General features: G+C 70.6%; 10 protein-coding genes and 1 pseudogene. 7 read left to right on the top strand and 4 right to left on the bottom strand.

Annotation, left to right across the window (positions count from 1 at the left end; translation table 11 throughout):
* Positions 1-389: 389 nt before the first annotated feature.
* Entirely contained in the window at positions 390-2,207 is a 1,818-nt protein-coding gene (locus tag ACTWLT_RS00005; RefSeq protein WP_445316616.1) for a VanW family protein, read from the bottom strand.
* A 183-nt stretch (positions 2,208-2,390) separates the two neighbouring features.
* Between ACTWLT_RS00005 and nudC the strand changes: the two genes are divergently transcribed.
* Positions 2,391-3,311 (top strand): NAD(+) diphosphatase, encoded by a 921-nt coding sequence (gene nudC, locus ACTWLT_RS00010; RefSeq protein ID WP_445316617.1) that lies wholly within the window; start codon positions 2,391-2,393, stop codon positions 3,309-3,311.
* On the opposite strand, the gene ACTWLT_RS00015 is transcribed toward nudC, so the two are convergent.
* Positions 3,208-4,479, bottom strand: a complete 1,272-nt coding sequence (locus ACTWLT_RS00015; protein WP_445316618.1) for an MATE family efflux transporter — start codon at positions 4,477-4,479, stop codon at positions 3,208-3,210. The two genes, nudC and ACTWLT_RS00015, sit on opposite strands and share 104 nt — an antisense overlap.
* A gap of 260 nt (positions 4,480-4,739) precedes the next feature.
* On the opposite strand from ACTWLT_RS00015, the gene ACTWLT_RS00020 reads away from it, so the two are divergent.
* From ACTWLT_RS00020 to ACTWLT_RS00040, 5 genes and pseudogenes are all read left to right on the top strand, one after another.
* Positions 4,740-6,434 (top strand): MmpA family trehalose lipid delivery protein, encoded by a 1,695-nt coding sequence (locus ACTWLT_RS00020; protein WP_445316619.1) that lies wholly within the window; start codon positions 4,740-4,742, stop codon positions 6,432-6,434.
* The gene (locus ACTWLT_RS00025; protein WP_445316620.1) at positions 6,431-6,592 is read left to right on the top strand and encodes a hypothetical protein; all 162 of its coding nucleotides are present in this window, start codon (positions 6,431-6,433) and stop codon (positions 6,590-6,592) included. Before ACTWLT_RS00020 ends, ACTWLT_RS00025 begins: the two co-directional genes overlap by 4 nt.
* Positions 6,593-6,622: 30 nt before the next feature.
* On the top strand, positions 6,623-7,432 hold the full coding sequence (locus ACTWLT_RS00030) for a glycosyltransferase (protein ID WP_445316621.1): 810 nt from the start codon (positions 6,623-6,625) through the stop codon (positions 7,430-7,432).
* Positions 7,429-8,886: a glycosyltransferase family 4 protein gene (locus tag ACTWLT_RS00035; protein WP_445316622.1), complete on the top strand. Its 1,458-nt coding sequence runs from the start codon at positions 7,429-7,431 to the stop codon at positions 8,884-8,886. Before ACTWLT_RS00030 ends, ACTWLT_RS00035 begins: the two co-directional genes overlap by 4 nt.
* A 47-nt stretch (positions 8,887-8,933) precedes the next feature.
* Positions 8,934-12,110, top strand: a pseudogene (locus tag ACTWLT_RS00040) (alpha-(1->3)-arabinofuranosyltransferase); the annotation flags it as partial.
* An 885-nt stretch (positions 12,111-12,995) separates the two neighbouring features.
* On the opposite strand, the gene ACTWLT_RS00045 reads toward ACTWLT_RS00040, so the two are convergent.
* A complete protein-coding gene (locus tag ACTWLT_RS00045; protein ID WP_445317028.1) occupies positions 12,996-14,468 on the bottom strand; it encodes an acyltransferase family protein in 1,473 nt (490 codons plus the stop codon).
* Positions 14,469-14,620: 152 nt separating this feature from the next.
* Between ACTWLT_RS00045 and pgfA the strand changes: the two genes are divergently transcribed.
* Positions 14,621-15,661, top strand: coding sequence for a cell envelope lipid trafficking protein PgfA (gene pgfA, locus ACTWLT_RS00050; RefSeq protein ID WP_445316623.1), 1,041 nt, complete (start codon positions 14,621-14,623; stop codon positions 15,659-15,661).
* A 93-nt stretch (positions 15,662-15,754) separates the two neighbouring features.
* Here pgfA and ACTWLT_RS00055 read toward each other — a convergent pair whose 3' ends face one another.
* Positions 15,755-16,489, bottom strand: a complete 735-nt coding sequence (locus tag ACTWLT_RS00055) for a class I SAM-dependent methyltransferase (protein ID WP_445316624.1) — start codon at positions 16,487-16,489, stop codon at positions 15,755-15,757.
* Positions 16,490-16,772: the final 283 nt, after the last annotated feature.

Below are 16,772 nucleotides of genomic sequence, written 5' to 3' on the forward strand. Positions count from 1 at the left end.
TCCCCATTTGGGGGTGGCCCTGACGCATTTCCGTATCCAGGGACGCCGGCGTCCCGCAACATCCGGCGACCCGCGACGACCGATGGTGCCGCCAGGAGAACGGCCGGGGACGGCACACCAATGAGCGTGATACCTCAGAGTCATATTTATGCCTCTGAGGTATCAGCCTTCTTGAAGCGTGCGGCGCCAGCGACGTAACCGATAGCGAGAGCGCAGCCCAGACCGTCGCCCAATGCGCCGGCCTCGCCGCGGGAGGACGGCGGACCGAACTCCCCCACCGGCCACTCCGCGCTGGTAGCAATCTCACAGCCGGCGCGCAGGCCACCAGTTCAGGGCCGGTACTGGCGAGACGTGCCCGGTCATCTACCGCGCCTGCGCTGAGCCAGGGATCAGGACGGCTTCGGGCCGCAGACGTAGCGGGGCTCCGCGTCGTAGCGCCAGCTGAACTTCTCCCGCTTGACCACCGCACCGTCCTTCTTGATGACCCGGAAGGCGTCCTGGGTGAAGCCGTTGATGCCGTTGCTCGGGATGCAGGACGGGCCGGGTTCGAGGTGGATCAGCTTCGGCGTGGTGATGTTGCGGCGTGGCCCGTACTCCGTCTTGACGCTGTCGTAGATCTTCGTGCTCCAGATCGACACCGTGATCGTGCTCGACGTGTACGAGGTGTCGATGAGCAGGCCGTACTGGGTGTTGTTGCGGAACTTGAAGTCCAGGTCCGGCCAGAAGATGGTCGACTCGATGACCGCCGGGTACCGGTCGAACCAGTAGGAGTGCGGCTTGTGCTCGACGTCCTCGAGCCCCGCGTAGTAGGTGGCGTTGAACAGCGTGGTGGTGAACTGCGAGGTGCCGCCGCCGACGCCCGGCACCAGTTTGCCGTCCAGGATGACCGGCGCGTCGCGGTAGCCCTGGGCGTAGCCGCGCTCACCGGTGTGGCCGTTCAGCGAGAACGTCTTTCCGGGCAGGACGACCGTGCCGTCCACCTCCCTGGCGATCGTGGCGATGTTCTGGCTGCGTGACGAGGCCATGCCCCCGGTGAACCGGGTCGTGAAGGTGGAGACGCGTTCCTTGATGCCCAGACCGGCGAGCTTCTCCGCGGTCAGCTCGGGCGGCGTCGGCTTCAGCTCGCCGGTCACCTCGCGGCCGTCCGACTTCGGCAGCACGGCCAGCATGTCACGGCCGAGGGTTGCGGTGTCCAGCTGCTGCCCGGCCCTCCCGTCGGTGACCGTGGGACGGCCACCGGCGATGGTCATCGTCGCGTCCTTCGGGGGCACCTCGATGGCGGCCAGGTCGTCGCCGAGCGCCGTGCGCAGTCTCTTGACGTCCACCGTCGGGGTCAGCAGGCCGGTCTTGTCGGCGGTGAACCGCAGGCTCTTCGCGATGGCGGCGGGCGGGATCTTCAGCGAGCCCTTGTCGGTGCGCAGGGTGACCGGTGCGGCGACCGCCGGCTTTGCCAGCTCGGCGACCAGCCGGTCCAACTCCTCCGCGCTGGTCGCCGGGTGGCTCTCCACCAGGGGCACGGTGACCGGGGCACCGGCCAGCCAACCGGCGCGGACCGCGTCCGCGGAGCGCTGCGGGTCGAGCGCCAGCCCCGGCTTGGGCTGGACCACCTTCGGTGTGGTGCCCTGGTAGGTGATCGCCGGCATGGTCATGCCACGTGCCTCGTCGCCGAGCGCCTTGCGGAGCGCGGCGTCCAGCCGGTCCACGTCGACGGTGACCACCGGGTCGACGGTCCGGGAGCCGACCAGTCGGCTGACCGGGTGCGCGTCGGCCTCGGCCGCTGCCGCCACGGTGGCCGGAACGTCGACACCCAGGCCCACCTCGGCCGGGTTGATCTCGGCGGTGCGCTGCCCGACGGTGACCCGCAGCGGCGCGGCGAGGGCCGCCGCCCGCCGGTCCAGTTCCGCCCGCAGCTCCCGGTGCGCGTCAGTGCGACTCCGGCCGCCCAGCTCAGTGCCGAGCACGTTCGTCCCCCGGGGTACGTCACCGGCGTACGCCCAGGCGCCGGCACCCGCCACGGCGGCGAGCACCCCGCCGGTGACGCCGGCGGCGAGCAGCATCCGCATCCGGCGCGGGCGGCGCCGGCCGCCCTCCGGAGCGCCCGTGGGCGCCGTGCCCGGTTCCGGCCCGTCATCGGGCCAGGTGACCGCGGTGACCTGCACGGTGGGCCGGTCGTCGGCGGGTGGACTCTTTTCGCCGTACAGCGTCACTGCAACCTCGATCGCCAGGTGCTGCGGGAGGTCCCCCCTCCCGGAGGACACCTACGGTAACGAATGCCCGGCCGTCCTCGCGGGCTGCGCCCACCCGCGCGGGTACCGCGTGTCGTTCCGGCGTGTCGCGAAACGGCTCGGGGCGGTGGAAGGGCCGGGTCGCGGACGTGGCACGGTGGCCCCGTGGACACTGCGGAGCGCGTGTTGGCGTACGGCGGCGGGTGGCTGGACCGGGCTGGCGCGCTGCGCACCGATCCGACCCGGTTGGGCGAGCTGGTCACCGACCCGACCAGCGTGGTGCTGCCGCTCTGGCGGGACCGCTGTCTCGTCGACGGGGACGGCCCGGTCCGGCTGACCGCTGACCGGGCGGCTCTCGTCCGGTCCGCCGCCGGTGAGACCGTCTTCCTGGGGCTCGACCGGGATGGCGCCGCCGTGTTCGCCGTGGACCTCTCCGGGCTCACCGAGCAGTCCGCCGTCGAGATGGCCGCCGCGGCGCGGGCCGTCGACGTACGGGCTCTGGTCGGGCGGCTCGACGCCGGCGTCGCGGCCGTCCAGGCGTACGCGCGAGGGTTGCTGCACTGGCACCGGCAGCAGCGGTACTGCGGCACGTGCGGTGCCCCGGCCGTCGCCGGCGGTGGCGGGCACGTCCGGACCTGCACCGGCGGGGAGTGCGGGCGGTTGCTGTTCCCCCGGATCGAACCGGCGATCATCGTGCTCGTCGAGGCGCCCGGGCCGCCCGGGCGCTGCCTGCTGGCCCGGCACGCCGGCGCGTCCGAGGACGGGTGGTCCACGCTCGCCGGGTTCGTCGAGGTGGGCGAGAGCCTGGAGGACGCGGTACGGCGGGAGATGGCCGAGGAAGCGGGGATCACCGTGACCGACGTGACGTACCAGGGGTCGCAGGCGTGGCCGTTCCCCGCCGGCCTGATGGTCGGCTTCCGAGCCACCGCCACCTCCGAGGAGGTACGCGTCGACGGCGACGAACTGCTGGCGGCGCGCTGGTTCACCCGGGCGGAGCTACGGGAGCGGGTGGCCTCCGGTCGTACGCTCGGCCGGGTCGACGCCATCGACCACCAGCTGCTCGGCCAGTGGCTGGCGGCAGGCTGAGGACCATCACCAGCGCCGTCGACGCAGCGGTGGCGAGAGCGCACCACATGATTCCCTGGAAGGTGCGCGGCGCGATGAACATCGTCAGGACGCCCAGGACACCTGCGGCCACCCAGAGCGGCGCGGAGGGCCACCGCGCACCCGCCGCGATCTTCGCGTTGACGACCGCGAAGACCAGCGCGTAGAGCGCGCCCGTGGCGGCGAAGAACGGGGCGTACTCGCCCAGCGACGCGTAGTCCTCGCCGCCCACCAGCCGGAACGCGAAGCCGCCGGCCAGAGCCGAGGCGGCGACGAGCAGAGCACCGCAGGCCCCGACGATCGCCAGCAGGACGGTGCGGACCCGGCCTTCCCCGACGGCCAGGCGGGGCAGGGCCAGCACCACGATCACCTGGGGTGCCCAGAGCGCACCCTTGGTGAGCACCGTTCCGACGGCGTACGCGCCGGAGTCCGCGGGTGACAACAGCTGTCGGGCGAAGATCAGGTCGGCGTACGACACCGCGAGCATCGCCAGCGCTGCCGTGCCGGCGCTCGTCACCTGTCGGAGCCGTACGGCGGCCCCGACGATGGTCGCCCCGCCGGTGGATCCCGGTCGGGCGATCCAAGCCAGCCCGGGCAGCACGAGGTACGACGTCACCATGCCGGCCACGAGGGTGTCGACGACATCGGCGCCGAGGAGGAGCGCGATGATCATGCCGGCGTAACGCCCGACTGCGACCATCCCCATTGCCCACGCGAGGCGGAGAAAGCGTTGCTCGCCCTGCAACTCGCCGAGCCAACGGCCGGCCAGGACGACCGCGACGGTCGTGGCGGCGACCAGGGCCACGACCGTCAGGGGCAGTCGGAGAGCGGTCATCATCAGCGGCGCGGCCACGATGACGGCGCCACCGGCGGAGGCCGTGGTGATGAGGGTGACCAGGTTGGTCGGTGCGCCGGGATGGCGGGCGCGGTGCACGGCGACCGCCATCTGCAGGCCCACGCCCGCGACGCTGGCGATCGCGACGAGAGCCAGCACCGTGGCGAGCACGCTCAACTCCTCGACCGCCAGGTGCCGGGCGCCGAGCATCGGCAGCAGGTAGGCCAGGCCGTTCGTCATCATCGCGGCGCCCGCCACCGCGGCGCCTGCCGCTCCCAGGCGGCCCACGCCGGATCCGGCCGTCGTCTCTGTCATCGCGCCTCATGTCGGTTCCGCCGGAGCACGGCTGTCGCCCCGAGCCTCGCGTCGTCGCCGCAGGTCGCTCATCGGCGTCGTCAGGCAAGCTACCGCCCGTCCTCTCCCTGTGCCTAGAGTGCTGTCCGGAGCCCCGGGCGCGACGTCGGGCCCGCTTCACGTCCAGGTTTGTGGGGGTCCGTGTGCGCCGACCGATACCGGAGTTCGGTCCGGCGCTGCTGCGGGCTGCCGTTGTACTCCGTCGTTGGTGGCCTGAGTCGGTGCTCGCCCTCGGCGTGGTCCTCGCGATCCTGGGACCGGTGCTCCGTCGTGGCTACGTCCTCCGTTACGACCTGGTGTTCGTGCCAGACCCGCCGTTCGGCGCGATGGTCTGGGGCAGCGGCTCCGAGTTGCCCCGTGCGGTGCCCAGCGAACTGCTCGCGGTCGGCCTGTCCCAGCTGATCCCCGGCGACGTCGCGGAGAAGGCGCTACTGGCTGGCTGCCTCGCGTTGGCTGCGGTGGGTGCCGCACGGCTGGCTCCCGTCAGCCACCCGATGGCGCGGATCGCGGCCGGACTCGCATACTCCTGGAACCCCTGGATGTACGGGCGGCTGCACCTTGGGCAGTGGGCGATCATTGCCGGGTACGCCGCGTTGCCGTGGGCGTACGCCTGGGTGCTCGGAATGCTGCGCCCTCCGGACGACGGCGCTGGCCCGGGTCGGCGCTCCGCCGTCGCCGGTGGGCTTTCGGTGGTGCTGGGCGGCCCGGCGATGGTGTTGGCCGCGGTGCTCGCCTGCGGTCCGGCGTTGGCCCTGGCCCGGCGCTGGCGGGCGGTGGTCGCGGGTGGGGTGACGCTGACCGGCCTCACCGCTCCGTGGTGGTTGGCGCTCATCAGCCGTCCTGGGGCCGTCGATCTCGACGAACGGGGCGTCGCCGCCTTCGCCGTCCGTGCGGACACCCCACTCGGCGTGCTCGGTAGTGTCGCCACGCTCGGTGGCATCTGGAGCCGGCATGCTGTTCCGGTAGGACGTGACCAGTGGCCGGTCGCCCTGCTCGCGCTGGTGCTCACCGCGGCGGCGCTCTGGGGGTACGTGCTGACCCGTCGCCGTTGGCCGTCGGCGGCATGGTGGGGTCTGCTCGTTGGCGCAGTCCTGGGCACCGTGATCGCCGTAATCCCGGCCTGGTCGGTGGGTGCGCAGTGGATGGTCTCGCTGGTCGAGCACGTTCCACTGGCCGGCGCGGTCCGGGACGGCACCCGGCTTCTCGCTCCGCTGGCGTTGGTGCAAGCGGTGGGTCTCGGAATGCTGGTGGAGTCGCTCGCGACGGCGGGTGCCCGAGCGTTGGCCCCGTTGGTGATGGTCGCTCCGGTCCTGCTTCTGCCGGGGCTGGCGTGGGGTCTCACCGGTCAGCTCGACACGGTGCGGTACCCCGCCGAGTGGTCGGCGGTGCGTGCGGTGGTGAACGGGGATTCGGCCGGAGGCAGCCTGATCTCCCTGCCCTGGTCGTCCTTCCGGGCCTACCCGTGGGCGGGCAACGTGCCCGTGCTCGATCCGGCGTCCCGGGCGTTCCGTCGACCGGTGGTTGGCGACCAGGACGTGTTGGTCGGCCGGGACCGGATCCGCGGGGAGAGTCGCGAGGCCAACCGGGTGGCGGCGGCGCTGGCGGCGCCCGGTGATCCGGGAACAGCCCTGCGTCGGCTCGGTGTGCGGTACGTGCTCATCCAGACCGATCAACCTGACGCTGCCCAGGTGGAGGGCCGTTTCGCGGACGCTGAGCTGGTCCGGCGGGATGCGGTGTTCACACTGTTGCGCCTGGCTGGTAACGATTCTTCGGGCTCAGCCGGACGTATCGGCATAGGTCCTGCGCTGGGGTATTCGGTACTCGGGGCCACCCTGCTGATCAACCTTTTGCACCCCGCGACACGGCAGCGACGCATGTTACTGTGCGGTCACTTTTGTCGAAGGGATCGTCAATGAAGGCATCCTTCAATCCCCTCCTGACCGCGGTCGTCGCCGCGGCGGTGGGTGCCGTGCTGGGAATCCTGGCCGTCTCGATCGGGGCGTCCACCATCGTCAACAGCGACACCAAGCCTGCCAACGTGGAGCAGCCCATCATCGTGTACGGCGAGCGTTGACGGCCCTTCATGGAGGTCCTTCCTCCTGACGTGTCGTCAGATGCGGTCGTACTCGATGTCGTGGTACCCGCCTTCAACGAGGCGCTTCGGCTGCCCCGCACCCTGATCCTGCTCCGGGCGGCGCTGGCCGACCTCGGTGTGCCCTGTCGGGTCACCGTGGTGGACAACGCCAGCACCGATGGGACCGGCGAGGTGGTGACGGGTGCACCGGCCGGCCCGGTCCCCGTCCGGCTGCTCTGGTGCGGCGAGCCCGGCAAGGGCTTCGCGGTGCGTACCGGGGTGCTGGCGAGCGACTCGCGCTACGTCGGTTTCTGCGACGCGGACCTGGCCACCGCGCCGGACAACTTCGGACAGGTGCTCGGTCACCTGGTTGAGGGCGCCGACGCGGTGGTCGGTTCGCGCGCACATCCCGATTCGGTGGTCGAGGAGCGGCACAGCCTGCTCCGGCGATGGGGCGCGGTGGCGTTCCGGGGCGCGGTCCGGCAGGTGGTGCGCGGCGTGGGTGAGACGCAGTGCGGATTCAAGTTCTTCCGCGGCGACGTCGCACGACGGGCGTTCGCGCCACTGCGATGCGGCGGGTTCGCGTTCGACGTGGAGGTGCTGGGGCGCGCCGAGCGGGCCGGAGCCCGGCTGGTGGAGATCCCGGTCAACTGGGTGGACGTGCCCGGCTCACGCTTCTCTCCGGTCCGTCACGGCTGGCAGAGTTTCGTGGACGTCGCGAAGATCCGGTGGCGGCTCCGCAGCGCAGATGTCGCCCCCGTGGTGCCGATTCCGGCAGTTGCTCTTCCGGTCAGCCCCGACGTGACCGGTGGCGCCGCCGCCGTTGGATTGCGGCCGTGAGTGTCGGATCCGCCCGGACCGCTGCGGCACCCGTCACTGACACCGTGGTCGTGGGCCGGCGGATCGCGGTGCTCAACTGGAAGGACCCCTGGCATCCGGACGCCGGGGGTGCCGAGGTCTACGCCTGGCAGGTCGCCTGCGACCTGGTGACCGCCGGAGCGAAGGTCACCTTCGTCACGGCGCGTCCGGACGGCCAGCGCGCCGACGAGATCCGGGACGGAATCCAGATCATCCGGGTCGGCGGCAGGTGGAGCATCTACCCTCGGGTGCTGGGCTGGTTGGTGCGGCGCCGGCGCCAGTTCGACGCGGTCGTGGACTGTCAGAACGGCATCCCGTTCTTCAGCCCAGCGGTCCTCCCGGCAGATGTGCCGGTGATCTGCGTGATCCACCATGTGCACGACCGCCAGTTCCGGCTGTACTTCGGCCCGATCATCGGTCGCTTCGGGGCGTGGCTCGAGGGTCCCGTCGCCCGCCGCGTCTACCGCCGTGGGGTTACGCTCGCGGTCTCACCCTCCACGGCCGTGGCCGTGCGGGACCGGCTCCGCTGGGCCGGCCCGGTGGTCGTGGTGCCCAACGGCGCTGACGCGTCGTCCCCGCCAGCCGTCGGCCCCGGAGGTGGGGCTCGCGACGCGCGACCCCGTCTCGTCTGCGTCGGCCGGGTGACCCGGCACAAGCGGGTGGATCTGGTGCTCGACGCCGTCGACCAGATGCGGACGCAACGGCCCGACCTGCGCCTGGACATTGTCGGTGGTGGGCCGGACGTGGCGACGATCCGCCGGCAGGTCGACGAGCGAGGGCTGGCCGACCTGGTCACGGTCCATGGTCACCTGCCCTCCGACGAGCGGGACGCGCTGCTCGGCGCCGCGTGGTTGCACGTGGCCGGCTCGTGGGGGGAGGGCTGGGGTCTCGTGGTGGTGGAGGCTGCCGCAGCCGGGCTGCCCACGGTCGCCTTCGACGTGGACGGGCTTCGCGACGCCGTGCGATCGGGCCGGACCGGGTGGCTGGTGAGCGAGGGTGAGGATCCCGCGAGCAATCTGGCCGTCGGTCTCGACCAGGCGCTGAACTGCCTCGCGGCGCCGGCGGAGGCCGACCGGATGGCGTCCGAGTGTCGACAGTGGAGCAGCGCGTTCCGCTGGGCCGACACCGGCCAGCGTGTTCGCGCAGTCCTCGGGGATCTCCTAGCGCCGCGCGCGGTGCCGTGGACGGCGGGGAACGCCTGTCTCGTGGTCCGGACGGATCAGCCGGAGAAGCTCCTCGCCCGGGTGGCCCCCCTCCTTCCGCAGACGCGACACGTCGCGATCCACGAGCGCGGTCTTTGGATCCTGGTGCCGGGAGCAGACCCTGCGGCGGTTCGGCGGGTGCTGGTCGGGGCGGGCATCGGAGATGACGACATCAGCGAGCGGGACGTCGGGCCGGACGAACTGCTCACCGGAGTTCCGGTACGGCAGTGCTGACCGCTTGGTCGACCGCTCGTCGCGCCCCCGGGATACCGTCCGCCACGGTGTCCCTAGCGGTCTGGCGCCTGCGTGAACTGCTGGTCTGCCTTGCGCTGATCGGTCTCTGCGTCACCCAGGAGCCCGGGCTCATCGTGCCCGACACGAAGCTGGACATGGCCTTGGACCCGGGCGGCTTCCTCGCCCGGGCGACTCACCTCTGGACTGCGGACTGGCAGTTCGGCACGCTCCAGAACCAGGCGGCCGGCTACTTCTTTCCGATGGGGCCGTTCTTCCTCCTCGGCGACGCGATCGGCTTCCCTGCGTGGCTCGTCCAGCGCCTCTGGATGGCAGCCCTGCTCTGCGTGGCCCTCACCGGTGTCGTGCGCCTGGCCCGCGCCCTCGACCTGGGTGGTCCGGCGTCCCGCCTGGTGGCGGGCGCGGTGTTCGCTCTCTCGCCCCGGGCACTGTCCCTGGTTGGCACAGTCTCGCTGGAGTTGCTGCCGTACTGCGTCGCCCCGTGGGTGCTGCTTCCGTTGGTCAAGGGAGCCGCGGGCGGTTCGCTGCGGCGGGCAGCCGCGCTCAGTGGACTGGCGGTCGTCTGTATGGGCGGAGCGAACGGGGCCGCCGCCGCATGCGCCGTACTGCCAGCTTTCCTCTTCGTGGTGACACGTGCCCCGGGCTGGCGGCGGATCCGCCTGCTGGCCTGGTGGTCGGTCGCCCTGGTCGCGGCCACCTTCTGGTGGCTGGTGCCGCTGGTGCTCCTGCAGCGGTACGGGTTCCCGTTCCTGCCGTACACCGAGAGCGCGGCGGTAACGACGAGCGTGACGTCACTCCCGTCGGCTGTCCGTGGCGCCACCCACTGGGTGGGTTACTTGGCCGTCGACGGAGTGCCCTGGTGGCGCTCGGGATGGGCGCTGGTCACGGTGCCCTGGATGGTTCTGCTCACCGGTCTGATCGCCTGCATCGGTCTTGCCGGCCTCGCCCGTCGGGATCTGCCGGAGCGGCGGTTCCTGCTCATCGGGGCCCTGGTCGGGTTGTTGACCCTGACCGCGGGCAACCTGTCGGACGGGGGGGCGGCCTTCGCGTCCACGGTGCGAGAGGCCCTCGACGGCCCGCTCGCCGCGCTCCGCAACCTGCACAAGTTCGATGTCGTGCTTCGCCTGCCACTGGCCCTGGCTACCGCGCACATGCTGGACACCGTCGGCCGGATCGCCGTCATCCGCCGGTTCACGCGGCCCACCAACATGGCACCGCGGCGGGTGGCGCTGGGCATCACCGCCGTCGCACTCCTTGCGGTCACCACCGGTGCGGGGAGTGCAGGGCTCCCGGCGGGCGGTGGCTTCTGGGCGGTGCCCGAGCACTGGCGGCAGGCAACCGGATGGCTCGACCGGCACGCCGGACCGGGCACGACGCTGCTGGTGCCCGGGTCCAACTTCGCTGAGTACGGTTGGGGGCGCTCGTTGGACGAGCCGGTCCAACCGTTGATGGATTCGCCGTGGGCGGTGCGGTCACTGGTGCCCACGGGATCAGCGGGAAACGCTCGGCTGCTCTCCGCGATCGACCAGCGGCTCGCCTCGGGCACCGCATCGCCAGGGCTGGCGGATGTGCTCGCTCGGCTCGGCGTGCGTTACCTGCTCGTTCGTAACGATCTTCGCCAGCCCGTCGGAGGCATCGCCTGGCCCGTTCTCGTGCACCGGGCACTGGACAGTGCCCCCGGGTTGTTCAGGGTTGCCGCGTTCGGCCCGAGCAGCGGCGTGAAGCCGGATCTTGGTGGCGCGTGGGACTACGGGCTGCACGAGCCGTACCCGGCGGTGGAGATCTATCAGGTGGACCGGCCAACCGCCCGGGCCTCGCTCGCTGACGCGACCCAGCCGCTCGACCTGGTCGGCGCGCCGGAGACGCTGTTGGACCTCAGCGACGCCGGTGTCCTCGGCAACCGGCCGGTGATCCTCGACGGCGACGCCCCTACGGGGACCGGCACGGGCACCGTGCTAGCCGACAGCCTCCGCAACCGCGAGCTCGATTTCGGACTCGTCCGTGGCAACACCTCGCGAACGTTGACCCCCGAGGACCGGCCCCGGTTGGCGCGTACGGCCCATGACATCGTCGACCCCGCATGGAGTTCGTCGGTCACCTCCGCGGGTTACGCCGGCGTGGCCGACGTGCTGGCCTCCTCCAGCGCGGCCGATGTCGCCGGGCCGGCCGGGCTGCGCGACCCCTCCGCCGCGCCGTTCGCGGCCGTGGACGGCAACAGCGGTACGTCGTGGTTGACCGATGGTGCGCGCAAACCCGTGGGCCAGTGGGTGGAGGTCCGGTTCAAGGACAAGATCCAAGCCGGGTCGGTGGAACTGCAGGTGGTCGACGACGAGATCGTCGGGGCGCCGGTGACGCGTGTCGAGGTCAGCACCGCCGGCGGGTCGTACGTGCACCTGGTGGTCGGCGCCGGCCGCGCGCCGCTGCGATTGGCGCTGCCCTCGGGCCGCACCACCTGGCTCCGCGTGACGATCGGGGGTGTCGCGGGTCCGGACGTTCCGGGCCGTCGAGCGGGCATCCGGGAGCTGCGTGTCCCCGGGGTGCGTCCCGAGCGTTACCTGCGACTGCCGGCACTGTCTGATGCTGCCGCCGCCCCGGAGGTCATCGCGCTCGCCCGCACGGCCGGGGACCGGCCAGCCTGCGCCGTCGCCGGTGACCACTACCTTTGCGCTCCCGATCTGATTCGCCAGGGCGAGGAGAGCGGGCTGGTGGCCCGCCGCTTCGAGCTGCCGGCCGCCTCCACCCCTCGCCTCACCGGCCTGGCTCGCGCCACGCCGGCCACCGCGCTAGCCGTGTACGACGAGCTGATGGGCGGACAGACCTTCACCACGTCGAGTTCGTGGTTCGCCGACCCGGTCGCCTCGTCGAGGTCTCTGGGAGACGGGGACGATGGCACAGCGTGGTGGGCGGATCCGAACGACCCGCAGCCGTCCGTGCAGCTGCACTGGGCCAAGGCCCGGAAGGTGAGTTGGGTGCGGCTGCGGTTTGCGGCGAGCCTCGTCGCGGCACCGCCGAAAACGGTCCGGATCACCGGCGACGACGGTATTCGGGAGGTGACGGTCGGCCTGGACGGCGTCGCCCGTTTCCCGGCCTTGCGGACCCGCAGCCTCTTCGTGGCCGTGACCTCGACTGTCTCGCGGGTCAGCCGGTCGACGGCCCTGTTCGAGCCGCAGCCACTCCCCGTAGGCCTCAGTGGTATGGATGTGGAGGGCGCGCCCGAGGCCAACCAGTCCCGCGACCTCGCCCGCACCGTTACGCTGCCCTGCGGTGCGGGGCCGACGATCGTGATCAACGGATTGACGGTGGCAACGACGGCGTCGGGCAGCCTGCGGGACCTGAGGGATCTGCGGCCACTGCGGTACCGGGCGTGCACCCTCGACCCGAAGCCGGGGGCCAAGGCCAAGCCGAAAACGGACGACGACCGGGTCCCACTGCGAGCCGGTCCGAACGAGGTTTCCGCCCCGCCGGACCGGTTCGTCGTCGACAGCGTGATCATGACGGGCGAGCCATCGGACCGACCTGCCGTCGCTGGAGCGGGCGCCGAGCCGCCCCGCAGCAGCTTGACGGTCCTCGGCTGGGATGACCAGCGCCGGTCGGTCGAGGTCGGTGCGGGTGGTGGCGCCTACCTGGTTGTCCCGGAAAACGCGAACCCCGGCTGGCGGGCCACCCTCGACGGTGTCCGGCTCGTGCCGACCCGCGTCGACGGGTGGAAACAGGCCTGGTTTGTGCCGGCCGGGGCCGCCGGCCGCGTCGAGCTCGTCTTCACGCCCGGCGAGCAGTACGGGCTCATCCTGCGCATCGCCGGAGGGCTGGTGCTGCTGCTGGTCGTTGCCGCCCTGCTTCCCGCGCGCCGGCACCGACCGTCGTACCCGGTGGTTCCGGCTTCGATGCCGACCGCGCCGGTGCTCGCCATCGGTGTGCCGGCGCTGCTCGGGGGTCTGGTCGGTCTGGGCTGCGCCGTAGTGGTCGTGGCACTGCATCGGCGCCGCACGCCCGGGCCCGGGTGGATCTGGATGCCCGCCGCTCTTGGTCTCGCGGCCTACGGGTCGGAGCGGTGGTGGCTGCCGAGGGTTGGCTCCGAACGGGTCGGGGAGCTACTCGTCGCGCTCCCGACCGGTCTGCTCCTCGTTGCGGTTGCCGCGCTGGTGCTGCGTTTCCGCCGGGTCCGTGGGAGGTACGAGTCGCGCCGGGAGGGCCGGGCGTTCGGCTGGGCCCGCCGTCGTGGCCTGCAGCGCTGGCACGTGCGCGGGCGACGCGACCGGTTGCCCGGGCACGACCCCGGGCCTACGTTCGGAGCCCCGCCTATCCACGAACCGCCGAAGTCGTTGCGTCGGTCGCTCGATGAGGAAGTAGCTGGCGGTCGCGACCGGGATGGTGAGGACCAGGGTGAGCACGAGGAGCACCCAGAAAGAGCTGTTCATCCGGGTGAATCCAAGCAGGCGGAAGCAGACCTCGAGCGCGAGGAGATGCCACAGGAAGATTCCGTAGGAGATCCGACCGAGGAACTTGATCACCGGCTGGCCGAGGAGCGCGCGCGGTACCCCGCCCGAGCCTGGGCCGACGAGGGGGGCGATCACGCACCAGGCGACGAGCAGGAACACCAGGTGTTCGGTGATCGACTCGATCGGCTTGGCGGGTTCGACCCCGCGAGGGCCGGCGATCGGGGTGCTGGCGATCCAGAGCAGCGCGCCGGCGATGAGCCACGATGTCCCGGGGGCGAACGTGAAGACGCGCAGCCCGCGCGGCGTGGCGGACCACAGGTCCTCGTCGCCTCGCCCGGGCCCGCTTCCGCCCAGTTCCGTGAGGAACGGGAACGAGGTCGTGCTGGAGGGCCACGAGGCGAGCACGGCCAGCATGATGCCGATGCCGAACCAGTCCAGAAAGGCGGGCAGCCAGAGCACCGCGAGTCCCGGTAGTGGCGAGTCGGGACCGTGAGCGTAAACATTCCAGGTGAGACCGACAAGGACGAGTACGGTGCCGAGTGCCAGTTGGCGTCGGGCTCGCCCGAGCGGGGTACGACCGCCCATCCGGCGGCCGAGTACCGCTATCAGCGGCAGTGCCAGGTAGAAAGTCGCCTCCGTGGCCAGGCTCCAGGTCTGCTCCATCCCGACCGGCAGTCGCAATGGCTGATAAATCTGTGTCAACAGGAGGGGGATTGCCCAGTCCCAGAGTGACTTGAGGTAATCGATGTTGAGCCAGGTGAGTGCGACAACCGCCATTGCCCAATACCCGGGCAGAATGCGCAACGCACGATGCCAGAAGTATCTCCGAACTGGCGGGTGTGACTGTGCATGAATGGCGGCGAGTGCGAATGGTCGGTAGAGGAGGAAGCCGGACAGAGCGAAGAAGACTGCCACCCCCACATCCAGTCTGGCCAGCAGACCTCCGAGGCGGGCGAACGAGTTGGTCAGCCCGCTGAGAAAGGCGACGTGGTGGACAACCACCCCGAGCACCGCCACGGCTCGGAGCCCTTCCAATGCGGGCAACCAACCATCCGAACGGCGGGTATTTGGCGCGGACAGGCCCTCCTGTCCGCTGATCGGGTCCGGTCTGACAGGTCGGCTCACAGTTCCTCAACATCCCATTTGATGGGGCAGCCGGACGGCTGCGTGGCACCGGGGTAGACGCGCCTCGGGAGGCCGCATCGGACCATATCCGAAAACGGCCTCGTCATGTACTGTCAGCCGACTAGTCGAGTCTTTACAAGGGGAGGAGTTACATGCGACCCACGTCGGGTGCCATCTTGGTGGCGGCAGGCGCGTTCCTGATCGTCGGGGCCGTGGCGACGCCGCTGATCGTCGCGCCCGCTCTCGTCAAGGTGCCCCTTGACCAGAGTTCGGTAACGGTTTCGGAGGCCAAGAACGCGACTGTCCTTGACTTCAGCACCCTGTCGGAGCGGAGCGGCGCCAACCTGACCGCCCACCGCGCCGTGCGGGGCGATGTCGAGGACGGCAACGCGGACCGAGCGGTCTTCAACGTCGGTGTTCGGGTGATCGACGACGCCGGCAAGGAGATCACGGTCAGCACGGACCGGGTTGCCCTCGACCGGCGGACCGCGGAGGCGGTCGCCTGCTGTGCCGAGGACATCAACGGCGCGCCCTTCAAGCACGAGGGCCTGACCTACACCTTCCCGTTTGGCACCGGGAAGAAGACCTACCAGTACTTCGACAACACCGCTCGGAAGGCGTACCCCGCCAAGTACGTCAGTACCGAGAAGCTGCAGGGGTTGACCGTCTACAAGTTCGAGATGACGGTCGAGCCGATCAAGATCAGCGAGATCCAGGTCCCCGGCAACCTGCTCGGGTCGACGGAGCCCACGGTGACCGCTGGCCGCTTCTACGCCAACACCCGCACGCTATGGGTGGAACCCGACAGTGGCGTGATCGTCAAGGGCCAGGAGAAGCAGCTGCAGACCCTCCGTGACGGGGCTGGCGCGGACAAGATCAGGATTATTGACGCTGACCTCGCCTTCACCGAGGACACTCAGAAGCAGCAGGCCAAGGCTGCCAAGGACGCGCGTAATCAGATCAACCTGTTGACGAACGTGCTGCCGATCGTGCTCGGTCTCCTGGGCCTCGCACTGCTCCTGCTCGGTCTGTTCATCGTCATCCGTGCGAGCCGGCGCGGGCCCGGCCCGGCGCCGGTGGACGCAGACGATCGACCGACCAGTGACCTGCCCTCGCAGGCGTCCACCGAGCCGGTCGAGGAATCCACGGTGCCTGCTGGCGGGCGCCACGCTGCGGAGCGCAGCGAGCCGTAACGCGGCACGCCTACCGGTGCCTGGGCCGGTCGACCTGTAGGGTCGGCCGGCCCCGGCATTTCCCGGGTCTGTCGGGATGGTGCCGCGGCCTGGCTAGCCGCGCCGCACCGCGTACCGGGTGCACACCCAGTCTTCGGTGTACGGCAGATCCGGCCGCTGTGCGACGATGCCCCCGCCATGCGCGGCCATCAGCCGCACCATCTCGGTGTGCGGTACGGCAGTCATGCTCATTGGCGCCGGATAGTTGAGCAGCCGGCGTTGCGCCCAGCTGATGAGGCGAAATGGCACGACCTGCCAGATGATGCCCTTGGCCGTACGCGCCGGCTCGGTCGGCAACCCCACGACCGCGATTCCGCCGGGCCGCAGGACGCGCAGGAATTCGGCCAGGTAGCGGTCGATCGCCGGGCGGGGCAGGTGCTGCAACACCAGAGCGCTGTAAACCAAGTCGAAGTGACCGTCGGGAAACTGGCTCAGGTCCGGCGCGTCGTTGAGGACGAACCGGATGTTTCCGGCGCCGCGGTCCAGTTGACGGGCCGTCTCCAGCATGGATGGAGCGATGTCGACGCCAACTACCATGTCAGCGTGGAGGGCGAGCGCCTGTGACAGCCGCCCGGCACCGCACCCGAAGTCCAACACCTTTCCCCAGTGGGTGGGCAGGCCGAGCTGACCCAGCCAGTCAACCGTCTCCTCGACGTCGGCGCGTCCCGTGGCCAGGAACTCTTCGACATCCCACCGTCTGCCGCGCTTGCCGGGCTGAACGAGTACGGCCCAGAGCGGATCTTCGGTGCCTAGTTTGGTCCAGTCGCGCCGCACGTCGTTCAGATTCACGCCGAAACCCTAGGGCATCAGCGCAGCCTTCGGGATCGACCCGATCCCTGGTCGCTCCGTTGTTCGGACGAGACCTGGCACCCAAACGGCTCGCCCCTGACCCGCCTACTTTACATTCGTTACCTGATTGTAATTCGTCGATGCCTGCTCACTCTGCGTTGCTCGATCGCGGGCCTATGTCGGCTTTGCTGCTGATTCGGGAGTTCTTGGGTGCGGACGATCCGACGATTGGTAACTCCGTGATATCGCTCGCTCGGCCGACTGTTACCGCCGGGTAATCAGG

The organism is Micromonospora yongxingensis (assembly GCF_052601155.1).